This window comes from Paenibacillus kribbensis, assembly GCF_001705305.1.
Lineage (GTDB): Bacteria > Bacillota > Bacilli > Paenibacillales > Paenibacillaceae > Paenibacillus > Paenibacillus kribbensis_B.
Map to the genome: position 1 here is coordinate 171383 of NZ_MCBP01000013.1, position 26764 is coordinate 198146.

Annotated in this window: 25 protein-coding genes; 3 read left to right on the forward strand and 22 right to left on the reverse strand. The window is 46.4% G+C overall.

From position 1 onward, the window contains the following. Positions 1-101: 101 nt before the first annotated feature. Positions 102-1499, reverse strand: coding sequence for a polysaccharide deacetylase family protein (locus tag BAZ21_RS21215; protein WP_068504911.1), 1398 nt, complete (start codon positions 1497-1499; stop codon positions 102-104). A 165-nt stretch (positions 1500-1664) separates the two neighbouring features. Between BAZ21_RS21215 and BAZ21_RS21220 the strand changes: the two genes are divergently transcribed. Next, positions 1665-2819, forward strand: a complete 1155-nt coding sequence (locus tag BAZ21_RS21220; protein ID WP_068504913.1) for an AI-2E family transporter — start codon at positions 1665-1667, stop codon at positions 2817-2819. On the opposite strand, the gene BAZ21_RS21225 is transcribed toward BAZ21_RS21220, so the two are convergent. From BAZ21_RS21225 to BAZ21_RS21275, 11 genes are all read right to left on the reverse strand, one after another. After that, a complete protein-coding gene (locus BAZ21_RS21225) occupies positions 2774-4582 on the reverse strand; it encodes a peptidoglycan D,D-transpeptidase FtsI family protein (RefSeq protein WP_068504915.1) in 1809 nt (602 codons plus the stop codon). The genes BAZ21_RS21220 and BAZ21_RS21225 overlap by 46 nt on opposite strands. A 95-nt stretch (positions 4583-4677) precedes the next feature. Next, positions 4678-6918: a methyl-accepting chemotaxis protein gene (locus tag BAZ21_RS21230; protein ID WP_068504917.1), complete on the reverse strand. Its 2241-nt coding sequence runs from the start codon at positions 6916-6918 to the stop codon at positions 4678-4680. A gap of 224 nt (positions 6919-7142) precedes the next feature. Beyond that, positions 7143-8474: a peptidase U32 family protein gene (locus BAZ21_RS21235; protein ID WP_068504919.1), complete on the reverse strand. Its 1332-nt coding sequence runs from the start codon at positions 8472-8474 to the stop codon at positions 7143-7145. 30 nt (positions 8475-8504) lie between these two features. Further along, entirely contained in the window at positions 8505-9434 is a 930-nt protein-coding gene (locus BAZ21_RS21240; protein ID WP_068504920.1) for a peptidase U32 family protein, read from the reverse strand. 11 nt (positions 9435-9445) lie between these two features. Continuing rightward, positions 9446-10474: an endolytic transglycosylase MltG gene (mltG, locus tag BAZ21_RS21245; protein WP_068504921.1), complete on the reverse strand. Its 1029-nt coding sequence runs from the start codon at positions 10472-10474 to the stop codon at positions 9446-9448. A gap of 95 nt (positions 10475-10569) precedes the next feature. Next, a complete protein-coding gene (locus BAZ21_RS21250) occupies positions 10570-10872 on the reverse strand; it encodes a DUF1292 domain-containing protein (RefSeq protein ID WP_007431621.1) in 303 nt (100 codons plus the stop codon). Beyond that, a complete protein-coding gene (locus BAZ21_RS21255; protein ID WP_007431622.1) occupies positions 10869-11171 on the reverse strand; it encodes a DUF1292 domain-containing protein in 303 nt (100 codons plus the stop codon). The genes BAZ21_RS21250 and BAZ21_RS21255 overlap by 4 nt, the downstream gene beginning before the upstream one ends. Positions 11172-11184: 13 nt before the next feature. Further along, on the reverse strand, positions 11185-11601 hold the full coding sequence (gene ruvX, locus BAZ21_RS21260) for a Holliday junction resolvase RuvX (protein WP_068504922.1): 417 nt from the start codon (positions 11599-11601) through the stop codon (positions 11185-11187). Between the two features lie 9 nt (positions 11602-11610). Beyond that, positions 11611-11871, reverse strand: a complete 261-nt coding sequence (locus BAZ21_RS21265) for an IreB family regulatory phosphoprotein (protein WP_007431624.1) — start codon at positions 11869-11871, stop codon at positions 11611-11613. Positions 11872-12008: 137 nt separating this feature from the next. Further along, on the reverse strand, positions 12009-14642 hold the full coding sequence (gene alaS, locus BAZ21_RS21270) for an alanine--tRNA ligase (protein WP_068504923.1): 2634 nt from the start codon (positions 14640-14642) through the stop codon (positions 12009-12011). Positions 14643-14994: 352 nt separating this feature from the next. Continuing rightward, the gene (locus tag BAZ21_RS21275; protein ID WP_068504924.1) at positions 14995-16062 is read right to left on the reverse strand and encodes an AI-2E family transporter; all 1068 of its coding nucleotides are present in this window, start codon (positions 16060-16062) and stop codon (positions 14995-14997) included. A gap of 208 nt (positions 16063-16270) precedes the next feature. On the opposite strand from BAZ21_RS21275, the gene BAZ21_RS21280 reads away from it, so the two are divergent. Beyond that, the gene (locus BAZ21_RS21280; protein WP_068504925.1) at positions 16271-18244 is read left to right on the forward strand and encodes a methyl-accepting chemotaxis protein; all 1974 of its coding nucleotides are present in this window, start codon (positions 16271-16273) and stop codon (positions 18242-18244) included. Between the two features lie 130 nt (positions 18245-18374). Here BAZ21_RS21280 and BAZ21_RS21285 read toward each other — a convergent pair whose 3' ends face one another. The 6 genes from BAZ21_RS21285 to cymR all read right to left on the reverse strand — a co-directional run bounded on the left by BAZ21_RS21285 (position 18375) and on the right by cymR (position 21876). Next, on the reverse strand, positions 18375-18587 hold the full coding sequence (locus BAZ21_RS21285; RefSeq protein ID WP_025718630.1) for a hypothetical protein: 213 nt from the start codon (positions 18585-18587) through the stop codon (positions 18375-18377). A gap of 10 nt (positions 18588-18597) precedes the next feature. Continuing rightward, positions 18598-19119 (reverse strand): PRC-barrel domain-containing protein, encoded by a 522-nt coding sequence (locus BAZ21_RS21290; RefSeq protein ID WP_068504926.1) that lies wholly within the window; start codon positions 19117-19119, stop codon positions 18598-18600. 136 nt (positions 19120-19255) lie between these two features. Beyond that, the gene (locus BAZ21_RS21295) at positions 19256-20407 is read right to left on the reverse strand and encodes a cysteine desulfurase family protein (RefSeq protein WP_068504927.1); all 1152 of its coding nucleotides are present in this window, start codon (positions 20405-20407) and stop codon (positions 19256-19258) included. A 205-nt stretch (positions 20408-20612) separates the two neighbouring features. Further along, on the reverse strand, positions 20613-21104 hold the full coding sequence (locus BAZ21_RS21300) for an AAA family ATPase (protein ID WP_084011804.1): 492 nt from the start codon (positions 21102-21104) through the stop codon (positions 20613-20615). Between the two features lie 123 nt (positions 21105-21227). Continuing rightward, positions 21228-21419 carry a hypothetical protein gene (locus BAZ21_RS28655; RefSeq protein WP_141695013.1) on the reverse strand — a complete coding sequence of 64 codons (192 nt, stop codon included), beginning with the start codon at positions 21417-21419 and terminating at the stop codon, positions 21228-21230. 37 nt (positions 21420-21456) lie between these two features. Beyond that, positions 21457-21876, reverse strand: coding sequence for a cysteine metabolism transcriptional regulator CymR (gene cymR / locus BAZ21_RS21305; RefSeq protein WP_010347246.1), 420 nt, complete (start codon positions 21874-21876; stop codon positions 21457-21459). A gap of 304 nt (positions 21877-22180) precedes the next feature. Here cymR and mnmA point away from each other — a divergent pair, with 304 nt between their 5' ends. After that, the gene (gene mnmA / locus BAZ21_RS21310) at positions 22181-23302 is read left to right on the forward strand and encodes a tRNA 2-thiouridine(34) synthase MnmA (protein WP_176718189.1); all 1122 of its coding nucleotides are present in this window, start codon (positions 22181-22183) and stop codon (positions 23300-23302) included. 155 nt (positions 23303-23457) lie between these two features. Here the strand turns inward: mnmA and BAZ21_RS21315 are convergent, their stop codons facing one another. The 4 genes from BAZ21_RS21315 to BAZ21_RS21335 form a co-directional block, all read right to left on the reverse strand. Next, positions 23458-23913: a DinB family protein gene (locus tag BAZ21_RS21315; RefSeq protein ID WP_256022289.1), complete on the reverse strand. Its 456-nt coding sequence runs from the start codon at positions 23911-23913 to the stop codon at positions 23458-23460. Between the two features lie 157 nt (positions 23914-24070). Then, on the reverse strand, positions 24071-24307 hold the full coding sequence (locus BAZ21_RS21320; RefSeq protein WP_068504930.1) for a DUF1871 family protein: 237 nt from the start codon (positions 24305-24307) through the stop codon (positions 24071-24073). A gap of 189 nt (positions 24308-24496) precedes the next feature. Beyond that, positions 24497-24751, reverse strand: a complete 255-nt coding sequence (locus BAZ21_RS21325) for a CPCC family cysteine-rich protein (RefSeq protein ID WP_068504931.1) — start codon at positions 24749-24751, stop codon at positions 24497-24499. 15 nt (positions 24752-24766) lie between these two features. After that, a complete protein-coding gene (locus BAZ21_RS21335) occupies positions 24767-25945 on the reverse strand; it encodes a WXG100 family type VII secretion target (RefSeq protein WP_084011806.1) in 1179 nt (392 codons plus the stop codon). Positions 25946-26764: the final 819 nt, after the last annotated feature.

The window sequence follows — 26764 nt, forward strand, 5'->3', positions numbered from 1 at the left end:
AAAAGCCTCCCGCTCCCTGATAACAGGGGGTGAGAGGCTTTTTCGTATTAGGTTAACCGCTTTGATCCTGTGTCTGCTGCTTGTGAAGCTCTAACCGCTGTCTAAATGGAGCTAACCTCATCATTCACTTCACCCTGGAGCATATGTGCAACATCGCGTTGATTGGCTTGACCAGGAGTTTGATCTATTTGATAGGGTCCCTCTTGGTGAAAACGATCAAACAAAGTATCAATTGGCATCACGATCATTTTCGGTACCATCACCTCTTTTTTTTCGTTCAACTGCTCGGGTCCCGAAGGATGGATGACACTAAATAACAGCTTTAAATATACGGTCGACGCCTTCTTGAACAGTCCTTTGGGTAACTCTTGAATTTGAAATCCCAGCCTCTCCGGTCCGCGGTGAATCATACTTACTGCATAGACTGCCTTTACACCATTCATTCCAGAATCATGTACAAGCTGGTGGGCAAGATCAGGAAGCTGCCGCTTCACTATTCGGATTAATTGAATAGCCAAGTGCACCATAGACTTTGCCGTCGAACCTAAATGAAACAACATTTTATTATCAAAATGAAGCTCGACTATCGGGTCTCCCTTTTTTAGCCACCTGCCGTTCTCCATGCTTACATTTGGTCCATGATAGGTGCGGCGACGATAATAAAAAATCGTATCCTCCTTGCTTACGGGGCGAAGCCGGAATAAAGTGTGGAATAGCCGCTCGTAGAGCAGCCATCCGAATACCAGCATTCTTTTGAACCAGCCCGTACTGGCTACCTCATCGGCAGCTGAAATATAAACAGGCTGACAAAATAATGTATCCACCCGTACGCTGCGCAATTGCCGTTCTTGGGCGACCATCAGAAGCTCCTCCAACGCGATTAGCATATTCTGGGGAGCTTCTTCGTCTGCCCCCAATGTCGTACCACAGTCATGGAGCAGCATCACCTCGCCACCCCTCAGCTTTTTGAGCATCCGCTCCGCTAACTGTTTGGCTCCAATGCTCGCCTTCCAATCTCCGAACATGGAGGACCATAATACAATTCGACGACCATTCGTTTTAGAAATATCAAAGAAATTCACAATTCCCCATGGCGGACGGTAGAAGGTCGTTCCCTTTCCGGTTACCCGGCGAATGACTGCCTCTGTTTGGGCAATCTGTCTTCTGACAGTAACCGGTCGCATAAGCCAATTTGATTTGTGCACATAATTATGAATACCGATCAGATGACCTTCATCATGCATGCGTTTTAGAAGCTCGGGATGCTTCTCCGCATTGATACCGACGACAAAAAAAGTGGCCTTGGCATCAAAACGCTTCAATAAATCCAGCAACTGCGGTGTATACACCGGATCAGGACCATCATCAAAGGTAAGCGCAAATTCTTGCTCGCTTTTGCCACGTCGAAACACTCTGAATCCAAAAAAACGACTGACTAGCGCTGGAATAAAAGCATAAAAAGTTGAAATGTAAAACATCCATAACAGCAAAGTCTGCACGTTTTTATCCCCACTTTTCTATTCTGAACTCCCAAGCTGGCTTCCTGTGAAAAACTCACTTACTTATATATTATCATAAAGCGCAAGCATGCTGTTGCATAATCAGCAATGAAGTCCAATTTAGTGTACAATAAGTAAAAATCTCAAAGGAGTCGTTGTATACATATGCTTCCATTGTACAAAAAATATTGGCGCACCGTTTTTGATATCGGTCTGATTGTATTAACCGTGTATTTAATTATGTTCGTATCCAGTAAACTGTATCAGCTTGCGGCACCAGTATTCCTATCGTTCGTCGTGTTCTGGTGCATTGAACCTGCAGCCCGTTATTTCCATCGCAAGGGGATGAAGAAGCACTTCGCCTCCGCGCTCTCCGTGTTGCTGTTCATCATCCTTTTACTCGCTATTTTTTTCGGATTGGGTTTGATTCTGGTCACGCAATTCACGAAAGTCGCGCAAAACCTTCCACATTATACCCAGATTATCCAAACGGAATTCACACGAATTCTTCATCTTTCTCAAGATAAAATTGCTGCTTTACCCTCGGGTGTTACCGAACGTGTGAATGAATATTTTGCGACTGCGACCACGATTGCTACCAAATGGGCACAGCTCGGATTATCCTTTTTCATACAATTTCTCAGCTCCTTCACTGTTTTTATGGGTAATTTTGCCGTCGCAATCATTTTAGCGTTCTTTTTAAGCATGGAAATTAATCTCTGGAAGGGAATTGCCCGGAGTAAAACTCCCAAGACACTAAAAACGGCTTACCTTTTTCTAAAAAACCACGTGCTTAAAGCGATCTCCGCCTTTCTGAAGGCTCAAGCCTTACTGGTAGGGATTACCTTTATTCTTGTATTTATAGGTTTACTCATTTTGCAAGTGGATAATGCCCTGTCATTGGCACTTGTGGCAGCTTTGTTTGATATTCTCCCCTTGCTGGGTGTGCCTGTTATTTTTATTCCGTGGGCAGTGTATTTGTTCATCACAGGGAATACCGGCTTGGCTATCGGGCTGCTTATTGTCATGGCTGTTGCGGTGATCGTCCGCCAATTGGCAGAGCCTAAAATTACTGGAAATTCCATCGGTGTCTCATCTGCCTATCTGATGCTTTCCTTTGCCATTATATCGTTATCCATTTTCGGATTGGCCGGATTAATCTTGTCTCCGATTCTGATTATTTTACTCAAGGAATTGTGGCAGCAAGGCTATCTGCAACAATGGATTCGATTTCCGACAGAAGAATTTGATGAACTCCCGTTTATTGTCAAAATTCAGGAGGAAGACCGTGAGACTGCTCGTGGAGCTGAGGAGAATTGAGCCAGCAGATCCATCACCTGTCCGAACAGTGCAGTAGCCTGATTGGCAGAGTCCTTTGGAGCATTTTGCACCAGGACGGCAACGGCATAACGAGGTCGCTCTACCGGACCATAACCGATAAACCATTGGTGATTTACGGGACGACCGTCCTTTAAGGCTTGGGCTGTACCCGATTTTCCAGCCAGATGCCATGATTTATCACGCAAGGATACGCCGGTGCCGTGGGCCACAACTTCCTCCATCGCCTCGCGAAGCGTGCGAGCCGTGGAAGCATGAATCTGATGGCTTCCCTGGGGTGCTGGTGAAGCATGAGCAGGTAGCTCCAGCATGGTGCCTCCGTCTGCGTAGCTGATGCGATTCACAAGGCGTGGAGCATGGACCTGGCCGTCGTGCAGCAAGGTGACGATGAGATTGGCGGCTTGGAGGGGCGTGACCAGCACGTCGCGCTGACCGATCGCTGTCTGTACACGTACGCCCCGATCTGCCGCATTAGTATGGGAGCCGAATACGGCTCCCTTTTCCTCGTGATCCAGCGGTCTGAATTGCGGTAGCCCTGCAAGATTTCGCTCCTGCCAGCCCACTGTTCGGCTCAATCCCAGCGCAGAAGCCGTAGCCTGAATTTGCTCAGGTTTAAGCCGTTCACCAAGATGAGCGAACACGATATTACAGGATACGGCAAGCCCCTCTTCCAGGTTCAGGGTGCCGTGTCCTTCTTTTTTCCAGCAAGTCAAACCGTACTTGCCATAGGTTCCATGGCAATGGAACTGCTCCTTCGGTTGGACAACACCTGATTCAAGTGCAGCTGCAGCCGTAACCAGTTTAAAAATGGAACCGGGTGTTACCGCCTTGAGCGCGCGATTCGACCAGTCTGTCGTTTGCTGCGGATCAACACGAACGGGATTATAAAAAGGACGAGACACCATCGCCAGCACATCCGCATTACCGGCATCAAGTACAACCACCGCACCTTCTGCCAGGTGATTGGCTTCCGTCAGCTTTTCAAGCTGCTCCTGTAAGGAAAGATCAATGGTGGTATGCACCTGTAGCGGATAGTGAGCATTGGCTGGAGCACTGACCCGCAGCGGTGTATTAGCCAGCGGACGACGCTGCGCATCCACAAACCGGGAGACGAACGTTTTACCCACGCCACTCAGCAGCGGCTCCAGCGTTCTTTCCAGCCCGGCTGCGCCGATCGGCAGTTCACCCGCTCGGTCGGCACGCTCATACAAAAAGCCAAGCCATTGCCTGCCGTTGGGAAGATCCGTGTAGCGTTTCGCATAAGGCACAAGCTCGATGAGCGAAGGGGCTAGCTCTAGCAGCTTGCCCGCTTCATTCGGCCTGATTTGTACGGGCTCTCCGCGCCCATCCCGCCATAATAGCGGTGATTGCAGACCTTTCCACTGCGTCAACAGTTGCTTCTTGTTCGTCCGCAGCAGCCTGGCGAGCTCTCCACCATGCAATGCCGCTTTGCCGTCAACATCGGGAAAAAGCACTGGCGCCCATACGACACCACCCGTCAATGGCTGTCCATATCGATCCGTGAGCTGCCCACGCCCAGAGTCGATAGCAATTCCTTCCTGACGCTGACGCATAGACATTTCCTTCAGCGAATGTCCCCCGTAAGCAGACATATGTATCCCCGCCGTCCCTTGGAGCCAAGCCAGTCGGAGTAGTAAAATGAGCAGCAGCGCCATCATCCCCATGGCCATATATGCAATTCGACGTTTTCGCATAAAGCTGTTGCCACGCCTCGGCACACGCATCCTTCTTTCATCTTTTTCCAGTAGTATGTCCTGTAGTTAAAAAAGAAAACCCATTCCACCTTTTGAGCTCGGGAATGGGTTTTCTGCCGTTACATTTACACCGTAAACCGCGAAAGCTGCTCCTTCAACTTCACGGATACGCCTTCCAGCTTATCAGACAAGCCTACCAGTTGATTACCGATATTTGCCTGCTCATTACTCAGAGAAGCGACTTCCTGCGAAGTGGCCGAGGATTGCTCGGCTACTGCACTTACATTGGTCATCGCCTCAGATAAAGTTGTCTGCGATTCACTCAATTCCTGAATGGATGAGGTGACCGTTCCCAATCGAAGCGCGAAATCTCCCATTTGCTGCTGCACCGATTGGAAAATGTCCGTCGTCACCTGCACGGCTCCCATCTGCTCACGGAACAGCGGATACACCTCGGATAAGGCCTGAACCGTTTCATTCATCTCATTGATGATGTTGTTAATAATGCCTGAGGCCGTATGAATGGCTTGACGTGATTGCTCAGCCAGCTGCCGAACCTCGTTCGCCACCACCATAAAGCCACGTCCGGCGGTTCCCGCCCGTGCCGCTTCAATCGTCGCATTCAGCGATAGAATATTCGTTTGTTTAGCAATATCCTGTAATACGTCCAGCACCTTAAAGACATCGGAAGTGGTCTGCTTCAGCTCATCTACCTTGCCTACCAGAGCATGCGTAGTTTCTTCAGTAACCCGCGTCTTGCTTAACAGGTTTTTCAGCTGAATCGTCCCTTTTTCACTGGATTGTTCAACCTCCCGTGCGGCCAAGCTCATTTCATGATTAGAAGCCATCACCACATCCATTTGCTGAGATATATTCCCCGTTAGTCCGCTGCCACGTTCAGCCTCGGTTGCCAAACTGGTGGAGCCATGAGCAATTTCCTCAGTTGCGGCTGCAATTTCCTTGGCTGAAATAGCCGTCTTCTTCGAGGCATCACTCAGTTCCGTCGCTGTATCCAGAACCTCCTGAGCCGACGCGTTCGTCTGCTCTACCAGCAATGTAATTTGCTCCATCATCATGTCAAAACTGACAGACAACTGGCCAATTTCATCCTGAGCCTCGTAGTTCGTTCGGATCTGCAAGTTACCTTTGGCACCTTCGACCATTAAATTTTTCAAATGGGTCAACGGGCGCGCCACAAGGCGTACGATCCACAGGCCAATGAACAATGCAATGAGTGCAGCTACTGCAGCAAATATCCAGGTCGTCGTTAAAATCCCCCTAGCGTCTTTAACCAGCTCTGATACAGGTACTACACCCACGAGAATCCACTTGGAGGTTCCCAGCGTATTATGAACCGTAAGCACATTTTGCTCTTCCCCATTTGCTTCCTGCTCCATAAATTGAGTTCCTTCGATCCCTTCAAGCTTGGAAACGTAATCCAGTTTTTTCTTTCCTCCTGACAAGCTATCTACGTTAGAGCCTACAAATTCGCCCTTGTCTGTCACAAGGCTAATCATACTGCCTGAGCCCAAATTAACACTTTTCAACTCGTCCTCCACCACACTGGACTTTAAATCCATAACCAGAACGTAAGTCCCTCCCAACCCGGACATACTGTTCATGGAGCGTGCCAGACGAAAGGTCTTGCTTCCATTGTCATTCACCTGCGTAGGCAACCAAACAATTCCCTTGTTTTTAAGAATATCCTTAAACCATGCTTCCTGTCGTACATCCTTTTGTGTTCCTGTGCCCATCCCAGCTAAACTGGCTTCTTCCGGGTACAAGTACAATGAATCAATCGCTTTATTTGTGAAAGCAAGATTCGTTAACTTCTTGTTTACTTCACCCATGGCAACAAAAGATTCAAAAGAATTTTTTTCTTGCTTTGACGCCTTTTGCAGCTGATCACTTAATTCTGTATCAAAAAATACCTGTGTCGAGGTATCTTGAAAACGTTCCAAAATAATATCCAGCTTTTCCGAAGTTTGCTGAACGGTTTGCTGATAGGCTGTAGCCGCATTTTGCTCAATCGTACTTTTAGCCTTGTAGTATGAAAGCATCCCCAAGCTGACCACAAATACCATAATTGCCGCAAAAAAGATCAGGAACAACTTCATCCCAACTGAACGGATCGGATTATAGTTTTTGACTAAATGCATGAAATCCTTACTGTACTTTTCCGTCTTAAGTAAGCGCTTTAATTTAGATGTGCCTTTACGAGTGGCTTTAGCTACCCAGGGGAGAACCTTCGAGGACACCCTAACCACTTGTGCCCCTTTATCCGTTGTCACCTTGCTACCTTTCATGAGATCCGTTTTCTTTGGTTGCCTCTTTGTTGTATTCCCCTCTTTTTTCCGAAAACCCATTCCTCTCACCTACCACTATATGATTAGTTTCCTGTTCCACGTCATCCATTATGTATCTGTTATCTATATAACGTCTATCGGAACTATTCGACAAGGAATGAAGCTTTCCTTTGTGGAATGACTAAATTTTGTGAAACTTTTTTCCTAGAAAGGTATTCAAAAAAAAGCCTCTCCAACCGATAGGAGAGACTTTTGAATCTTTTTGCCCGCGTCTTAGGGCCTATTCACTTCTTTTTACGCATCATATCAAAATACGATACAGGCTGATCTACCTTCATTTTAATCCGTTGAAGCGGGTGACGTGCAGCATCCAGCTCATTGCCTTCCTCATCCCAGATCGTTCCGACCTTTTGTTTAAAGAACGTTCCGTTCGGACCAAAAAATTCAATTTCATGACCCGGCTTAAAATGATTGCGTTGCTGAATCGTTGCGATGCCACTCGCAGCATCATAATCCATGACCAGTCCGGCAAAATCATAAGGCACTGCCTTCTCTTCCGGTTCATAAATATGATCCTCATGATCCGGTGTATCGTAGAAAAAGCCTGTATTCAGCGGACGATTGGCTGCCTTGTTAATCTCTTCAACCCATTCTGGCTTGAGCACATAATTTTCAGGATCAGCCATATAGGAGTCAATCGCTTGACGATAGACATTCACGACCGTAGCCACATAGTGAATGGACTTCATGCGTCCTTCCACTTTAAAACTGTCTACACCGACATCAATCAGATCGGGAATATTTTCAATCATGCACAGGTCCTTGGAACCCATTGAAAAAGCGTTATCGCCTTCTTCAAACAGCGGAAGCTGGTTAACGCCAAGCTGAAACTGTTTCAGCACATTGTTATCCTGCGCCTCTTCCTCAGATATCCACACCTCGCCCGGGCGGGCATCCTCGAACAGGTCGTATTTCCAGCGGCAAGACTGACAGCATCCCCCACGGTTGGAATCTCGGTCTGTAAAGTGATTGGACAGCACACAGCGACCAGAGAATGAAGAACACATCGCACCATGGACAAAAGCTTCAATCTCAATATCCACATGCTTTTTAATTTCCTCAATTTCTTCCAAGCTGGTCTCACGTCCCAAGACAACACGCGGCAGTCCCTCGCCCTTCCAGAACTTTACCGCTTGCCAGTTCAGTGTGGACTGCTGTGTGCTCAAATGCACTTCCAATCCCGGAACAGCACGCAATGCCACAGATACAATGGCCGGATCAGCAACGATCACAGCATGAATCCCTACCTCGTACAGATTGCGCAGATATTCCTCGATCCCGGCAATATCTTCATTGTGGGCATAGATGTTCGTGGCCACAAGCACCTTGGCACCGTACTTGTTGGCAAATTCCACACCTTCCCGCATTTCCTCAAAACTAAAATTGTCAGCGTTAGAACGCAGACCGTATTTTTGTCCACCAATATATACAGCATCTGCGCCATAGTGGACCGCAAACTTCAGCTTTTCCAGATTTCCGGCAGGAGCCAACAGCTCCGGCTTATCCAGACGGTTCCGCTTGCCATTATATTTTCTCGTTTTGGTCAACGTTCCCATGACGTTCCCCCCTTGTGTGTTCATGTAGTATTAATAAACCTGCTCTTTATAGAAAAATCCGAAGGATAGCTCCCGTTCAGGGTCTTGAAGACGGCGAACCTCATCCAGCCAGCTTTCATCATATGCATAAGCTTCCGGATCAGCTGTAAAGGTGTCAATGGCTTTACGATAAGCACGAACAACTGCTGCATTGTAAGCCGTAGTTTTTAGCAGCCCTTCGATTTTAAAGCTGTGAACGCCTGCCTCCATCAGAAAATGCAAATCCTCCATGATGCAGAAATCATCCGAGCTCATAATATGAGTCCCGTTCATATCCTCATAAATGGGGAACTTCTCTTCCTTCCGTTCGGCTTCAATCAGGAACAAGCCGCGCTCCCTGCCCAGATCGCCTTCTACCGGGCGTCCCTGATGCAGCATGTAGCTTTGTACAAGCTTACGCTTGGAATGATAAATATTAGTCATGCCATGTACCTGAACCTGTGCCTCCATATTCAGCTTCGGAATCATCTCCGTAATTTCGTCCATACTGAGCTCACGGGCCAAAATAACGCGCGAAGCACCCTTCTCGCCCCAATAGTTGGCGGTTGCGAAGTTGGTGGAAATCATTTCTCCGTTCCAAAACAGCTTCAGATGGGGTGCATACTCCTTCACCGCCATGAGTACCGACGGATCATTAAACTCAATGGCATCTATACCGCACCCAGCAAGTGTCTGCACATATTCGGGAAGGAGCGGCAACAGCTCGTTCGTCATCAAATTTGTCATAGATACGTATACCTGTGCCGTATGCTTCCGTGCCTCTTCTACAACCTCACGAATTTGATCCGGTGTAAAATGTCCCGGTAGCCGCATGCCAAAGCGGTCATCACCAATAAGCAATGCATTTGCTCCGGCCTTCAGCATTTGGCGGGCATCCTCCGGAGAGCTGGCGGTTACCAATAGTTCGGGTTTGTAAGCCACAGGCTCACCTCCTATTTTGTCTTACGGTTACTTACCTGAATGTTATGCAAATGTTCTTTATATGTGGCGGCAAACAAATGTTCATGTGTTCCGTCTTTTTTGGTCACATAAAATAAATAATCCGTAGCTGTCGGCTGTAAGGCCGCCACCACTGATTTCAAGCTCGGACTTGCAATCGGTCCTGGCGGAAGTCCCGGATGCAAATACGTATTATAAGGACTTTCTACAGCCAAGTCCTTGTAATACAGCCGTTCCTTCTGCTTATCCAGCATATATTGAACGGTGGCGTCAATTTCCAGCTTCTTGTCCTGCTTGAGTCGGTTATAAATGACTCCAGCCACTATAGGCCGTTCATCATCCACAACCACCTCGCGCTCCACCAGAGATGCAACGCTTAGCAGCTGATGCAGCGTTTCGCCCCGTTGCTTCAGCTTGGCATCCAAATCGGGTATGGTATCCAGACGCTTTTGCGTCTGCTCCAGCATCGCCTGAACAATATCCTTGGTTGTGCTGCCTTTTTTCAGCTCATAGGTTTCCGGGAAGAGATAACCTTCCAGCGCATAGCGGAGCCCTGCCTGCTTCGGAATATCCCGCACCAGCGGGACGTCAAAAGCGGACGGCTCGTTGGCCAACTGCAGAAATTGCTGCCGGTCCGCCAGTCCTTCTTTTTGCAGCTTATCAGCCATTTGTCTGATCGTATAACCTTCCGGTATTGTAAAACGAATCATTTCCGCTTTGACAACGTCCCCTGCCGATAGCTTGGCAATCAGCTGATCAAAGGTCATGCCAGGCTGCGCCTCATAATTCCCGGCCTGGAATGCATTTCCTTGTTGTTTGAATTTTACATAAGCCTTAAACACAAGCGCATTACGTATAAGTCCCTTTTGCTCCAGCGTATCTGCAATAGCTGAGGTCCCTGTTCCCTTCACTACCGTAAATGCAACAGGCTGCGTTTTCGGCTGAACAGGCTGTAACGCACTCCAAATATAGAAAGCTGCTCCTCCCGCTATGATAACAAGCAGCAAAAACAGCGTGGTCATCCTCGTCCTTCGCTTCACATCCACTCACACTCCTTCACAGCCAAAAAGGGCGGACAGGTCCGCCCTTTCAGGTTTGATCTCCTCGTTATCCAGCCTTACAGCTCCGGCAGCGTACATTCATCGTACAGCTCGGAAATATCTTCCCATTCATCATCATCTTCGATGGTGGTGATGGAGACTTCCCCGTCTGTGGATGAGCTCACATGATATAGCTCATGCTCACCTGCAGCAGCCCCAGGTCGACGTAATACGGCGTACCGTTGATTACCTACCTTGAACTCTGCTTCCAGCTCCATGCGTACCGCATGACCCTGCTCATCCTGCAACTCTACATCGCCGTCGAACGCTTCCTTTAAATCAGAGGTCCAGCTTAGGTCTTCACGTGAATAGTTCGTCATTTCCCGTCTTCCTCGTCCTCTTCTTCCACAAATGTATTAAAGGTCTCTTCAACGATTTCCCACTCGGCATCGTCTTGGATCACATACAATTTAATATCATCGCCTTCTTCCTCATAACGGAAGGCGTAAACATCGGACTCATCAGCTTCAGGGTCCACTGGCGCAACCATCATGTACTTCGCTTCGGAACCGTCTACCTCAAACTTCATAATGACCTCGAACTCTTCTTCGTTGCCCTCGTCATCGGCAATATAAATAATTTCCGGCTCTTCTTCCATACCCACTTGATTTTCAGCCATTACGATATCCCCCTCACCTTGTACTGTGTGCGTCCAAATAGTTTTGCAAGATCAGGCTTGCTGCTAGCTTATCTACCACCTGCTTGCGTTTTTTTCGGCTGACGTCGGCTTCCAGAAGCGCACGCTCTGCCGAACGCGTCGTCAGCCGTTCATCCCAAAGGTGAACGGGTAATCCCAGTAACTCCTTGAGCCGGTTCGCAAACTCAATGCAAATCTCACCGCGTGGACCCACGGTTCCGTTCATATTTTTCGGCAAACCTACAACCACCTCACCGATTTCATGGTCACGGATTAAATCTGCAATTTTACCGAACTCACTGTCGTTACCACGTCGTTCTATGACTTCCAATCCTTGGGCGGTCCAGCCGAAGGCATCACTTACGGCGACCCCGATTCGGCGGTCCCCGTAATCCAATCCCATTACTTTCATGCCTGTCTCCTAACGGTGCTTCGCCAGATAGAAACGAACCAGCTCTTCAATCAATTCATCGCGTTCTTTTTTGCGTACCAGGCTTCTGGCATTATTATGCCGCGGCACATAAGCAGGATCACCTGATAACAAATACCCGACAATCTGATTGATTGGATTGTATTCCTTTTCTACCAAAGCATCATATACGGTCAACAAAATTTCCTGAGCAGAAGCTTCCTTCTCATCCGCCTTGACATTAAATTTGACCGTTTTGTCCATGGAATCCATTGTTGACACCTCGCTTCCACAAAACATGTGTACATGTTTATGCCAGCTTATTCTTATACATCATACCATAAGCAGAGCCTTTCAAGGAAATGTCTTAGCCCGTTTTTTTTCCAAAAATCCGCAAAAATGATCGAACTTTATCCTTGAGAAGCTGCCGCCACCAGCTCATGGGCACGTTGAAGCGCTTCGTCCAGCTTGCTGGCATCCTTGCCTCCAGCTTGTGCCATATCAGGACGTCCGCCGCCGCCGCCGCCGCATACGGCAGCAATTTCCTTCACAAGCTTGCCTGCATGAAGTCCTGCCTTCGTATGCTCTGCAGGTACAGCTACGACAAAATTGACTTTGTCGTCCATCGCAGCGCCGAGCACCAGCACAGCAGCCGGAAGCTTCCCTTTCAACTCATCGGCAATCGCACGCAAAGCGTCCATACTGGAAGCCTGCACGCGTGCAGCGAGCAGTTGTACTCCACCGACTTGCACGACCTGATCCGTCAGCTGACCTGCCTCAATAGCGCTCAGCTTGCTTTGCAGCGATTCATTTTCACGACTAAGGTCTTTAATGTGCTGCTGCAAGGACTCGATGCGCTTCGGCACCTCGGACAGCTTGGATTTAACCAGCCCGGCCGACACCTTTAACAGCTCTAATTGTCCTTCCATATACTCAAAGCCAAAACGCCCGGTTACCGCTTCAATACGACGCACACCTGATCCGATACCGCTCTCGCTGACAAGCTTGAACAGTCCGATTTGCGAGGTATTGCTGACATGACAGCCCCCGCACAGCTCGATGCTGTAATCGCCTACCTTAACGACCCGCACGATATCTCCGTATTTTTCACCGAACAGCGCCATCGCTCCCAGTGCCTTGGCTTCCTCAATCGGTTTCAGTTCAATATTCACATCCAGTTGGCTCCAGATCGCACGGTTTACCCGCAACTCAATATCCGCCAGCTCTTCCGCTGTAATGCTTCCGAAATGGGAGAAGTCAAAACGCAGACGCCCAGGCTCTACCAAAGAACCTGCCTGATTGACATGGTCACCCAGTACTTCTTTAAGCGCTTTGTGCAGCAAATGTGTAGCCGTATGGTTTTTCTCAATTTCTCCACGCGAGGCTTGGTCTACTTCTGCTTTCACCGTATCGCCAACGTTCAGCTCACCGGCCTCTACAACGACCTGATGCACATGCTGGCCTTGTGGTGCCTTGAACAGTCCTTCGACCTTCGCAGTCACCGTGCCTCCACGCAGCAAGCCATGGTCACTGACTTGTCCGCCGCTTTCGGCATAGAAAGGAGTCACATCCAGCACGACCTGACATGTCTGCCCTTCACTAACACTGTCCACCAGCACATCCTCAAATACAATCGCCACAATTTTAGACTCAGTTACGAGGTCATTATATCCAACAAATTCACTTTTAACCGCCAAGTCGGACAAAGCTCCGCCCTGAATCTTCATGCTGGCATTGTCCTGATGAGCGTCACGCGCGCGTTTGCGTTGCTCCTGCATCGCTTCATCAAAGCCCTCACGGTCTACTTTCAAACCCTGCTCATCCGCATAATCCTCGGTGAGGTCAAATGGGAACCCGTACGTATCGTACAGTTTGAATGCGTCTGCTCCGCTAATCATATCGCGGCCTTCCGCCTTCGCCTGAGCGCTGATATCAGCCAAAATAGCCAATCCGTCTGTCAGTGTTTCGTGGAAGCGTTCCTCTTCTGTTTTGATCACCTTGATGATGAAATCACGCTTGTCCACCACTTCAGGGTAGTACACACCCATGATATCCCCAACCGTTTCCACCAGTTCAAACATAAACGGACGGTTCATACCGAGCATTTTTCCGTAACGCACAGCCCGGCGCAACAAGCGGCGGATAACATAGCCCCGTCCTTCGTTGGAAGGCAGTACACCATCGCCAATCGCAAAAGCTACGGTACGAACATGGTCGGCAATGACTTTGAGAGCCACGTCGCTGTCCACATTTTCGTTATATTTGACTCCTGCCATGGCAGCTGTTTTCTGAATGAGCGGCTGGAAAATATCTGTGTCAAAATTGGAATCCACATTTTGCAAAATGGATGCAAAACGCTCCAAGCCGGCTCCTGTATCAATATTTTTGTTTGGAAGCGGCGTGTAGCTGCCGTCTTTGTTATGGTTGAATTGTGAGAATACCAGATTCCATACTTCCAGATAACGCTCGTTCTCTCCGCCCGGATACATTTCAGGGTCCGTCATGTCGCTACCGTAGGCTTCGCCGCGATCATAAAAGATTTCCGTACAAGGTCCGCAAGGGCCTTCGCCGATGTCCCAGAAGTTATCTTCCAATTTGATAATTCGCTCAACAGGCAGACCGATTTTTTCGTTCCACAGCTTGTACGCTTCTTCATCTTCAGGATACACGGTTACAGCCAGACGCTCCGGATCAAAGCCAATCCATTTCGGATCGGTCAGAAACTCCCATGCCCACGTAATGGCCTCTTCCTTAAAATAGTCTCCAATGGAAAAGTTGCCGAGCATTTCGAAAAAAGTGTGGTGACGGCGCGTTTTGCCGACATTTTCAATGTCATTCGTACGAATACATTTCTGTGAATTGGCGATACGTGGATTTTCAGGCTTCACACGTCCGTCAAAATAAGGCTTGAGCGGCGCCATGCCCGCATTAATCCACAGCAGGGAAGGATCTTTATGAGGAACAAGCGGTGCGCTTGGTTCAATCACATGTCCCTTGCTTTCAAAAAACTCCAGCCATTTGGAGCGGATTTCACTAGCTTTCATATAAGTAGCCTCCTAGTTATGGTGTCACTTGTTCTTGGCACAGGCCATAAAAACAGAAAAACGCCCCTGAACGGATCAGGGACGATTGTATCGCGGTACCACCCTGGTTATCGCCGTCCCCTCTGTACGAAATGCCACATGTGCAAGCTGCACACTCAGGCATCTGTTTAACGGACGAGCGATCGCCTTGTTTTCACTGGTAACGGGAGCATCCCGGCGGGTTCAGCCCGCACTCCGAAATGAGCTTTCCCTACTGGATAAACACATTTAAACATACTCAATTCAGTATATCCGTGTCATTTAGCCGTGTCAACGCGATTTCAGACAGGATGCATTAGGAAAACATACAAAATCAGATCGGTTTACGCTTCACATAATAAGCAAAAAAATGCTGAAGCGCTACCTTTAATACGGCCATCACCGGAACTGCCAAAATCAAGCCGGTAATTCCCGCTATTTCTCCACCCACCAACAGGGCGAATATGATGGCTATCGGATGCAGATGCAGGGTTCGTCCGACCACCTGAGGGGAAATTACATTACTTTCCAGTATTTGAATACAGGTGTTCACGACCACGACCAACAGCACCATTTTGAAGGAAACCGTAGAAGCCATAACTACCGCCGGAGCAGCCCCCAAAAAAGGACCCAAATACGGAACAATATTAAAAATCGCCACCACACCTGCCAGCAACAGCGCATAAGGCATACCAACCAGCATATATCCGATATAAGCCATTACGCCGATAATGACGCATACCAGCAGCTGTCCTCTAACATAGTTGCCAAGCGCCTGATCAATTTCCTTAAGCACCGTTACTATCGCCTTACGGCGAGAACGCGGGAGATAAGATACAATCGTCCGCTCGAACACTTCAAAATCCTTTAAAATATAAAAAATGAGAAATGGCACAATGAATACATTGAACAGCATGTTGATCATGCTACCAATGTTATCCATAAAGTTAGAAATCCCCGTAGCCATGCGGTTTTCCAGTTGGAAAAACCATTGGTTCATCCCCGTTCGCACCCCTTGAGGCAAAATGCCGCTATCCATATTCGACATTAATCCCTGTGCATGCATGGTCAGTTCAGGTAAATGCTCATTCAACTCATCCAATTGTTCAATAAACATCGGGATCAGATTCATTAAAATGACAACAAGGCTGGCCAAAAATACAGCATAGATCAGCAGTACGGCTACACTTCGAGGCACCTTGCGACCGCCCAGCATACTGACAATAGGATTGAGAACATAGGAAATGATCATGGCTACCGCAAACGGAGCAATGATTGTTTTCAGAAAATCATACAGATTCAAAAACAAAGGTCGCAGCAGCCAGATAAAATATAGAATGACAAGTCCCAGCAGCGTCCATATTCCGTACCGGAACAGTCTACTTTTCGTTAATTGCTCCATATTGTGCCCCCTTACCGGACTAGCCTTCTTTAAGTATATGCCTGTACCTCTACTTTAATCCTTCCCTGAGTATGAAGGTGCCAATAATAACCATTGTAAAAATATGATGAAAACGGATGAAAATAATTAACAAAGTCATTCCATCTGTCGATATAAGTACAAAGCACTATTTAAGCTTTCACATTTCTGAATCACCGGAGGTCGTGACATGAACTTAAAAATGAAACTAATTCTTCTTTTTGCATGTATTGTTGTCGTTGCAGCCGGGCCTTTGTCCGTTATTAGCATGACAAGCATTCAAAATCAGGCTAACCATGATATCCAAGAGCTAATGAACAGCAAAGCCTCCGAAACCGTCAACCAGCTCGACGGATGGACGCGCGGGAACGCCAAAATAATCGAAACGCTGGCTGCCGGATTGCAATCAGCTGATATACCATCAGATGTCAAATTAGTTTCCCTGAAAGCGGCCTTTCAAAATTATAAGGATCAAAGTATCGCTAACATTTATGCTGGACTTGAGGATGGAACCTACTGGGATGGCTCCGGCTGGTTTGAAGCAGGCTATGATCCTCGCGTCCGTCCGTGGTACAAGGATGCCAAAGCCAAAGGGGATGTGTTTTATTCCTCACCATATATTGATGCAGCCAGCACCGATTTCACCATCTCGATTGCCAAGCCTCTCAAAGATTCCAATGGATCCATCACTGGGGTTGTCAGCGAAGATATTTTGCTAAACGATATGACAAAAATCATTAAAGACATAAACCTGAACGGATTAGGCTATGCATTTCTGATTGACCAAAACGGAGTCGTGGTCGCACATCCAGACAGCAAGCTGGCTGGTAAAAATCTCAAGGATACACCCGAGTTAGGTTCGTCAACTGCAGCCCTGCTGAGCGCTCCTTCGGGAAAAACAGACTATAGCTACAATGGCAGTGAGCGCCAGCTTTATTTTAAAAAGATGCCCAGCACAGGCTGGATTGTAGGATTGTCTATTTCAAAAGATATTGCTTTTCAGGAGTATTACTCCACCCGTAACCAAATGTTGATTACTGTTGCTATTATTTTCGTCGTTGCCATGCTGCTGGCGATCTGGGCGGCAAACAGTTTTATCAAGCCGATTCGGAAGCTCCAAGTGAACGTCAAACGGGTAGCTGAAGGAGATATGACAACACGAGTGGATATTAAGGGTAAGGATGAAATCGCCAGCCTGGGTACGGATTTTAATATCATGTCGGACAATCTCTCTAACCTGTTGCGTAAGGTAGCAGATACAGCCGCCGATGTCAGCTCAGCTTCGCATGACATGCACCAGCACGCCAAAGATACGGGAACCATCGCGTCACAAATCTCAAGTGCCGTTCAGGAGCTTGCCCAAGGAGCGAGCGATCAGGCTGAGGCCGTGTATTCCGGATCTGAGAAGCTCACCCACATGACAGACTCCATCAACCTGATTGGGGAAAGTGTCAAACGGACCCAAACTGCTGTGTTCGAGACAGATTCTGCCGTGCTGGCAGGGTATGAAACAGCAGAGCGTCAAGCGAAGCTGGCAGCGGAGTCCAGACAAACGACGACTGCGGCAGGAGAAGCGGTAGATTCGCTCGCTCTAAAAACTCAGGATATCGAGCGACTAGCCGGTGCCATCCACGATATCGCTGCACAAACAAACCTGCTGGCCCTCAATGCGTCCATCGAAGCAGCAAGAGCCGGGGAACACGGACGAGGTTTTGCCGTCGTCGCAGGGGAAGTGCGGAAGCTGGCTGAACAAGCGGGCAGTTCCAGTGACAGTATCATGAATAAGCTGGAAGAAATCAAAATTGCAGGACTACGAAGCGCCCAGGAAATGAAAAAGGCTCTTACCGTAACTGCTGAACAGGAACAGGCAGCCACCGCAACGAGACAGGCGTTTGAATCCATCCGCGGAGCTTCTCAGCATATGCTTGCCCAAATTGAGGATGTTTCCACCGCGACGGATCAACTCCGCGTGAATGCTGGACATATTTCGGATGTTATCTCCAGCGTAGTCGCGGTCTCAGAACAAAGCGCAGCTTCTACCGAGGAAGTGGCTTCCTCCGTGCAAGAACAAGGCCATGCCATGAACAATATTGCCGACCTTTCTGCCAAACTCGATTCGCACGCAGATCTTCTGCTGGAAGAGGTCAAACGCTTTAAACTGTAGCGTGGGTTATCTCCGTAAAACTGTGAATATAAAAGAGGGTGACTCCCGGGCCAATACAGCCACCGGGGGTCACCCTCTTCATTATTTTGATACAGCATAGTAGATAGCCTGTCCGCTCCGTGCGTAAAGCTTAAGAAGAAGCGTGGATCTGCGGCAAGTCCTGTTGCACCATTTCATCTCCGAAGAACAGGTCGTCCAACGAACTAAGCGTTCCATCCTCTTCTACCTGGTAGACGGACATTTTCTCACCATTCACCTGAAGTTCGATAAAGCATCCCCAGCAATAAAATTGATGGGAGCCGATTTTGCCGATATCTTTCGAATTACAATTCGGACATCTCAATAAACTCACCCTATCCATTAACAGAATATATGGCTTTTTCCAGACGCTGCTCGCTTAACGGGGGCACCATAACAGCATTTTCCCCGATGGACATATCTTCGGTGCAGGGCAGCCATTTCCGCCCTTCTATAATATCCGATACAAAACCATCGCTGATTTCCAAGCCTATTATGTTATTGCCCATTTCCTGATCGAAATAAACATCCGAAATGTGGCCGAGCATAAGCCCTTCCTCTGTCAGCACGGATAAATCCTTCAGTTTACCGGGTCCAAGCAAGTACGTATGGCGTATATGACTAGCTTCCGTTTTACGGACAGCCTGCTGATTGCGAATCATGATCGCATCTTCACCATAAGCAACAATGTCATCCCAAGCAACCACTTTCACTTGAGAAGAGAAAAGGTCTTTGCCCTCCAACTCGATCCCCGTAATTCTCCAATCAGCTGTCACCATAAAGTCATGTATTTTACCAATCTGCTTTCCGTCCTCCACATCGAAAACGGCGAGCCCGATCATATCTTGAAGCCTCATAATATAGGGTACCTCCTCATCCTGCAAATCCGAACGAAGGTGCGGTCCTTTTCGTACATGCCTGTCAGACCTTGCTTCCGTTCATGCAATGAAATGGAAAACCGCCCTCCCTTCTTATTAAAATGCGGAGAAAACCCTAGTACCTAGTACGCAGCCGCTTCCATATGGTTTCAATTTTCTTGGCCGTGTATTCCATTTCTTCCGTAGTATTACCCAAACCGAAGCTAAAACGAATCGCTGATTTCAAAATATCTTCAGGAAGATTCATCGCCTGCAGTACATGCGACAACTCCAGAGACCCGGATGTGCAGGCTGAGCCGCTGGCCGCTGCAATTCCTTCCATATCGAGGTTCATTAGCATGGTTTCTGTACCAATGGCCGGGAAGCTGACATTCAGGACATTGGGGAGAGAATGTTCCGGATCACCATTGATCACAAAAGCATCGCTTCCCAACGTATCTTCCAATGCTTTCAGCAAGGTTTGACGAAGCTTTGTATCGTACGCCGATCGTTCCTCTATGGACGCACTGGCCAGCGTTGCGGCTTTTGCCAGACCAGCAATTCCCGCGATGTTTTCGGTACCGGCACGGCGTTTCTTCTCCTGAAGTCCTCCATGCAATAGCGGCTGAATGCGTGTACCCTGACGGACATACAGAGCCCCCATCCCCTGCGGACCGTTAATCTTATGACCTGATACACTAAGCAAATCAATCGGAAGGCTCTGGCAATCAATGTGAACATGGCCGAAGGCTTGTACCGCATCTACATGGAATACAATGCCGCGTTCTCTTGCAATCTGTCCTACTTCATGAATCGGCTGGATGACGCCCACCTCATTGTTGGCATACATCATGCTGATCAAAAACGTATCGGGCCGAATGGCAGCCTCTATATCCGCAGGGTTCACACGCCCAAAGCCGTTGACCGGAACGTAGGTTACCTCATAACCTGCTCTTTCAAGTTCATCGCAAGCATGAAGCACCGCATGATGCTCAATCGCAGTCGTAATGATGTGGCCGGCAGTACGTCCATCTGCCGTAGCTGTCCCGAACAGGGCCAGATTATCGCTTTCTGTCCCTCCGCTCGTAAATATGATTTCTTCAGGCTTGCAGCCCAAAGAGGCCGCAACGGCATCCCGCGCAGCACTGACGGTGCGCTTGGCATCCCGGCCAAAGGCATGAACGCTCGAAGCGTTGCCGAATTGGCCGGTCATGATGTCCATCATAGTCTGCGCAACCTCAGGATGCATAGGAGTCGATGCGGCATGATCCAGATAAATTCTGTTCATGTTCATCCACCTCAAATATAGAACATCTTGTTCTTAGTATTGCCGAACTTCAATTATATACTTTTTTCTTAATATAATGCACTTTAAATGTGACTTTTTTGGGCTCATTAACCACTTCCTTCAATTGTATATTGAGGCATACAAACTAGCAATAATATTTCTGAGAATTTAAAAGTTGCATTTAAGCACAGTTTCATTTTGTTGATTAAGAACATCTTAATACCCATTTTTTAATTTCTACAGCAACTTTATGGACGTTTAATTTTGAAGTATTCACAACTGGAATTGGTGGATTTGAATTTTGTGCTTTATTAAGCAGTAGGTCTGCTACTCCAATTTCATGTTGGATAAGCTCAGACGTCCAGACGCCGCCCCTAGCTATTAAACGCTCGGTTTGTTCTGCTTTGTCGCAATGAAGATGCAAATAGTAGATACGATCAAAGCAATGGATATAATCGCATATGTGGATATTGTACGGTTCGGGGATATGCCCGAATAAAATGGTACTATGACCACTAAAGGAAAGGGATAAGGCGATTCTTACCCAATTATTACAAGCTTCCTGAAAGTTATTTTGGTTCACGATAATATCCATATCAAATACAGCGTAATCTCTCATTATTTTACCTACTTCATCTGCCGTTGTAGACTTACCTGAGCCACTGCATCCTGACACAATAAAAAGAGGCATTTCCACAACAATTACCCCTTTCAAATTTTATAATACATTATATTAGTTTTACTATTTTAAGCCTGTGTCATTCTAACGATTAAACAGAAAAATACCCCACCGTCCAAATTTGAACTGACACCAACAGACTTAGTAAGCTGCTACAAAAGACTGAATGCGATATTCTACCGGCGACAGTCCTCCCTCAAGTACATCTATGGCAACTTTTATTCGTATTTCTTTGCTGTATTTGGCCATAAATACGTAAACGAGAAAAAACACCCCACCAGCGTAGCAGTAGGGTGTCACCGATATTTTCGGATTACACAACAGTATTTCCAACGATTGGATTCTAATCAACTTTTCTCTGTCATTAACTTCAAATGTAAAACATATAATTATCCAACTCATCATGTTCCTGGTATGTGATCAAGTCCTTCAGCGTTGTGGAATCCAGTACTTCTGCAATGCTGTCACGAATTCGCAGCCAGAGCTGACGTTTGGCCGGATCGTCTTCTTCCGTGAAATCGACTGGAGAAATCGGACCCTCCAGTACACGAATGATATCTCCCGCTGTTACTCCTGCCGGTTCATTGGCAAGAATATAACCGCCGTAAGCACCACGGATACTTTTTACCAAACCTGCATTACGCAAAGGTGCAATAAGCTGCTCCAGATAATGCTCGGAGAGCTGATTTTTTTCGGCAATACTTTTCAAAGAAGTTGGACCTTCGCCAAACTTGGCAGCAAGCTCCATCATAATGGTCAGGCCATAGCGGCCTTTTGTTGATATTTTCAATTGTGCCACCTCACTTATAGTAACAATTCCGTTAAACACGCGGAATAACTGGTGTTGTAAACCTCTCTATTCCGATCCTAACCCTCAGCTTATGTTAACATATTAGGGCAGGTAAAGGGAAACATTACAGATACAATCTTAAAAAAAGTTGTTTTCGAGCGATTTGGAACGGCTTTAGCCCGTTTTATGTAGCTTTCTCCCATCGTTCGCCTTGTCGTTTAATCGTCCAAACATCGTAACTCATTATCGTTTATGTTACAATAGGTGGGTTCTACAACAATAATGAAAGAATTGGGTGATGACCATGGCTAAAGCCAATCATGAAACCCGTGTCGTCGTCGGGATGTCCGGTGGCGTCGACTCATCCGTTACCGCGCTGCTGCTAAAGGAGCAGGGCTATGACGTAATCGGCATCTTCATGAAAAATTGGGATGACACGGATGAATTTGGCCGTTGTACGGCTGAAGAGGATGCGGAGGATGTGCGCCGCGTCTGTGAACAGATCGACATTCCTTACTATACCGTCAATTTTGAAAAAGAATACTTTGATAAAGTATTTTCCTATTTTCTTGATGAATATAAAGCTGGACGCACACCTAACCCGGATGTCATGTGCAACCGTGAAATTAAATTCGGTGAGTTTCTCAATAAAGCGCTGGATTTGGGAGCAGATTATGTTGCTACTGGGCATTATGCACGGGTTGTGGAAGAAGACGGCCGCTTTACTTTGCTGCGCGGTGTGGATAGCAACAAGGATCAGACCTATTTCCTGAATGCGTTAAGTCAGAAGCAGCTGTCCCGGGCCATGTTCCCGATCGGTCATTTGCCAAAGCCGGAAGTTCGTAAAATTGCGGAATCCGCGGGACTATATACGGCCAAGAAGAAAGACAGCACGGGCGTTTGCTTTATCGGCGAGCGTAATTTCAAGGAGTTTCTGAGTGGATATCTGCCTGCAAAAGGTGGAGACATGGTGGATATCGCTACTGGTGAAGTCAAAGGGCGCCACGATGGGCTGATGTACTATACACTGGGTCAACGGCAAGGCTTGGGTATCGGCGGCTCAGGTTCAGGCGAACCGTGGTTCGTAGCCGATAAGGATCTGGAGAAAAATATTTTGTATGTGGTACAGGGTGATCGTCACCATAGCTTGTATTCCACCGGCCTGATTGCAACCGATGTGAATTGGATTGAAGGCGCAGATGCACGCCCATCCGGGGAATTCCGTTGTACAGCCAAGTTCCGTTACCGCCAGCCTGACCAGCAAGTAACCTTGCGATGGCTTGAGGATGGAACTGTACACGTCGTATTCGATGTACATCAAAAGGCCATTACTCCTGGACAAGCTGTCGTATTCTATGATGGGGAACGATGCCTAGGCGGCGGAACCATTGATAAGGTAGAAAAACTTCAACCTGAAACAGTTTAAATGAACGATAACCAGTTTGCGTTGGCACCGCAATAATTAAAAAAGTCGTTTCTCCTTATTGGGGAGAGACGACTTTTTTTATTGCAGGACGCAGACTAATGGGCGCTTTCGTCCTTTGCCGCTCAGGCGCACAATCCAGTAATCCCAGACTAACGTCAGCGAATGACTCGAAGAGCTTTCATGATTTGCTCTTTATGATGTCTGTCATGCTGGACAAACATTTGTTGCAAAAAATTTTCCATGGTGTATCGGCTATTAGGAAATTGACGGACAAAAGCTGATTCTGAAACCATTTTGAGCTTCCTAATCATTTGCTTGCGCTGAGCAATAGCTTCATTTAACAAATCATGTGGTTTCATATTTCTGCCGAACGCAACGGATGTATCGTTAAATGCCTGTACATCGGGATGTTCCTGAAGTGCGACTTGTTCATCATTGATAATCTGTATAAGCGTCTTAGTCAAGCTTTTGTCCCAACCCATAATATGACTGATAATATCTTGAATCGACCATGTACCCGCAATTGGTTTGCAAAGAAACTCATCCGAGTACGAAGATAAAGCAGAAAGAAACTCAAGCCATTTTTCTAAATCATCGGAAACCTCAGCCACCGTTGCCAAGTGAATTCCTCCTATTTGATGAGCCTATAAGAAGTAATATTTTTATTTCTAATCTACTCAACTATCCCTTACATACATTCCTCAATTGAAACTCAACAATATAAAGCTCACTCCATTTTATAGTGGAGGAGCAAACTTAAATTTCAAGCTATTTTATAAGATCAATTATTTTCTCAGCAATCCACCGGCATTCTTCGATACTTTTGTTGAACTCCTTTTTAAAAGCTTGTGCAAATACAACATGCATTTGTTCAGCTAATTCTTCTACAGAGTTTGTTTTAATCTCATAAATTTTACGTATTTCCGAATAGTACTCATCTTCTATTAAAGGGTATATTTCGATTGGATTCCATTCATTAATGATTTGTACAATCTCAGCGTTCATTTCTTCTATACAACCCTATTCTGCAAATTACGAACTTTAGCTATTACAGCAGCACTCTCTTAAAAAAACAAATGCTTTCTACCATTATTCTGGGAGAAGGACTTTCCATACTTCACCCCAGAATCCGTCAAATTCCATACTGGGTAATCCTCATCAAACGTATCTCCTCCTCTAAGACTCGCTTTTATGTTAATCACTCTCAGTATTGTTTTCTGGAAGTTCCTCCGATAATGGTTTTCTGACCTTATCTATAAATCTCTCTTCAGAAGCCCCAAAAGTTTTATAATTCTTTTGCGCCATGTTCAAAGAAATCTTATTCGCTCCCATGGCTATATCAGGATTATTGTGTGCAATAGTATCATACTGCCAATAACAAACTTCACAAATATCAAAATCCTCTTCAACGGTAAAATTACCGCAACATGGGCATTTTTTCGTATCCATCTTAGTTGCCTCTCTTTATTTTGGAGTATATAAACTAATTTGCTCTAACCAATAGTCCAACCCATTTTCAGGCTTGAAATAAGTTGAGATTCCTCCGTACTTATTAATTATCCCAAATTCATTTGTAGCAGAATCATATCTGAAATATGTTCCTTCGTTTGAGACAAAAGTCTGAGTTGTTGACGTTGGGCGTTTTTCTAGAAATTCTCTTGCATCCTGTAAATATTTTTCCGGTAAATCATAATCGTGCTTACTGGCATGTCTATCTAATGTACTTTTACCTTTACCATTCATAAAATCCACTTCTGGATTACGTGTTCCGTCATAGGGTTTAGCATAATTTCCACCTCCGTCCGCCCCCTCAATAGCATGAGACGCACTCTCTGCCTTACCTCCCGAAGATGGAGTAGATTTGGATAAACCTCCACCTTCTCCCTTCGTCATCTGCCACAATTCGGCTGAGCTTTTCCCAATTCCGCTTGCACCTTTAAATGCGGTGGTGCTTCCATGTGCTGCCAAAGCTGCCGATCCAATTAATCCCGGTACTCCAACGATACTCCCTACGCCTGAAGCTGAAACAGCAACTGATAATCCTTCTCCACCTGTTCCAACGATTACCTCACCAGCCCCCTGCAATGTCGTAGCTACGTGACCGAGAATTTCACCTACTTTAGCTGCCATGGGATGATCATAATTACGGTCTTTGTCGGGCAGCATCCCCAAGGTTAAATCTTCCTGAATGGCTCCTTTTGCTCCTTGAACAGTATCCCATAAAATTTCTCCTTGAAGCTTACTAGCTTCCATCTGGGCTTCAGCCTTAGTGATCTCAGCTTGTCCTATTTGTTCAAAAATTTTATGTAGCCAACCTTCATCGCTGGATGCCGTTTTCATAGGTACACCATTTCCCGGCACATCCAGTACGACTTTTTCTCCGTCCACCTGTGTGAAGCTTTTTGAAATAAAAATAAGTTCCTGTGCTACTGCCGATAGTCGTTCAAGCGTCACACTCATAGATTGTCGAGAAACCTGAAATTCCTGAAAAAATCTCTCGCGGGTAGCTCCAGACCAACCTTGTTGAACAAAATATATTCGCCCACTCAAAAAGTTCAGCATACGTTCCATTTCATGTTTGCCTTGCAAGAACTGGTCAGCCACTTGTATCAGCATGTCGGGTGGAACCAATATTCTCCCCATTCTACCACTTCCACTTTAATTTGATGGAAATAATCTTAGCAGAAGGTGATGTTTAGGGATATCCATCCATTATCCTGATATTTCCTTTTAATTGAAATGACATTTGAACTGAAATAAAACAGAGATGACTACGACTAAAGTAGTGTATATCGCTGTTAGATGATGCCTAAGTTAGGGTATAGCAGTCGTCGCTTTCAAATCTTGTTCCTCAACATGTCCTGCAACTCAGAGATAAGAGTTAGGTATTTTTTGTAGTTATGTAACTGCTGTTTCGTGATGCCAAGTTCCTGAGCAATATCCTCCTGCGTTTTTGCCAAAGTAAAATTATTTGACTTTGCCTCTTTTGTCTCTATATTGATTGCTTCCTTCTCGATTGACTATTATATAAAAAATACACTCCTTAGAATTTTATCGGTTCAACCTGTGTCGGGTTCCTCCAATATCCATTTTAGGGAGTGTATTTCTTTAAGCTGGGATTTTTGCTTTCCTCATTCGTTTGAAATATTAAGCCCCTCCATGTTGATCGTAAAGCACGATATTCTGGTGTTGGCTATGAGTCTGAACAGAACAGGTGCAGTCACGATAAACAAAAAACTAGTTGCGAAGATCAATAGCACCATTTTTCTTAACATTGTCTAACCAAACCTATAAGATTTACATACGGGCTTGGAATTTAACTTTGAAAAATTAATCACTACTAATAATAAAATAATTTCTCTTTTTGCCCTTCACTAACTAAATTTTCGTACTTTACATAAGCTTTAACATCTGCAAATTCTTTAAACTGTTCAAATAATCTTATGCACCTAATAAAGAAAG

Bases quoted from the DNA above. Each gene is read 5' to 3' on its own strand.
- BAZ21_RS21220 (WP_068504913.1), top strand. From the start codon at position 1,665: ATGCTTCCATTGTACAAAAAATATTGGCGCACCGTTTTTGATATCGGT.
- BAZ21_RS21225 (WP_068504915.1), bottom strand. From the start codon at position 4,582: ATGCGTGTGCCGAGGCGTGGCAACAGCTTTATGCGAAAACGTCGAATT.
- BAZ21_RS21230 (WP_068504917.1), bottom strand. From the start codon at position 6,918: ATGGGTTTTCGGAAAAAAGAGGGGAATACAACAAAGAGGCAACCAAAG.
- BAZ21_RS21235 (WP_068504919.1), bottom strand. From the start codon at position 8,474: ATGGGAACGTTGACCAAAACGAGAAAATATAATGGCAAGCGGAACCGT.
- mltG (WP_068504921.1), bottom strand. From the start codon at position 10,474: ATGACCACGCTGTTTTTGCTGCTTGTTATCATAGCGGGAGGAGCAGCT.
- BAZ21_RS21250 (WP_007431621.1), bottom strand. From the start codon at position 10,872: ATGACGAACTATTCACGTGAAGACCTAAGCTGGACCTCTGATTTAAAG.
- BAZ21_RS21255 (WP_007431622.1), bottom strand. From the start codon at position 11,171: ATGGCTGAAAATCAAGTGGGTATGGAAGAAGAGCCGGAAATTATTTAT.
- ruvX (WP_068504922.1), bottom strand. From the start codon at position 11,601: ATGAAAGTAATGGGATTGGATTACGGGGACCGCCGAATCGGGGTCGCC.
- BAZ21_RS21265 (WP_007431624.1), bottom strand. From the start codon at position 11,871: ATGGATTCCATGGACAAAACGGTCAAATTTAATGTCAAGGCGGATGAG.
- alaS (WP_068504923.1), bottom strand. From the start codon at position 14,642: ATGAAAGCTAGTGAAATCCGCTCCAAATGGCTGGAGTTTTTTGAAAGC.
- BAZ21_RS21275 (WP_068504924.1), bottom strand. From the start codon at position 16,062: ATGGAGCAATTAACGAAAAGTAGACTGTTCCGGTACGGAATATGGACG.
- BAZ21_RS21280 (WP_068504925.1), top strand. From the start codon at position 16,271: ATGAACTTAAAAATGAAACTAATTCTTCTTTTTGCATGTATTGTTGTC.
- BAZ21_RS21290 (WP_068504926.1), bottom strand. From the start codon at position 19,119: ATGAGGCTTCAAGATATGATCGGGCTCGCCGTTTTCGATGTGGAGGAC.
- BAZ21_RS21295 (WP_068504927.1), bottom strand. From the start codon at position 20,407: ATGAACAGAATTTATCTGGATCATGCCGCATCGACTCCTATGCATCCT.
- mnmA (WP_176718189.1), top strand. From the start codon at position 22,181: ATGGCTAAAGCCAATCATGAAACCCGTGTCGTCGTCGGGATGTCCGGT.
- BAZ21_RS21320 (WP_068504930.1), bottom strand. From the start codon at position 24,307: ATGAACGCTGAGATTGTACAAATCATTAATGAATGGAATCCAATCGAA.
- BAZ21_RS21325 (WP_068504931.1), bottom strand. From the start codon at position 24,751: ATGGATACGAAAAAATGCCCATGTTGCGGTAATTTTACCGTTGAAGAG.
- BAZ21_RS21335 (WP_084011806.1), bottom strand. From the start codon at position 25,945: ATGGGGAGAATATTGGTTCCACCCGACATGCTGATACAAGTGGCTGAC.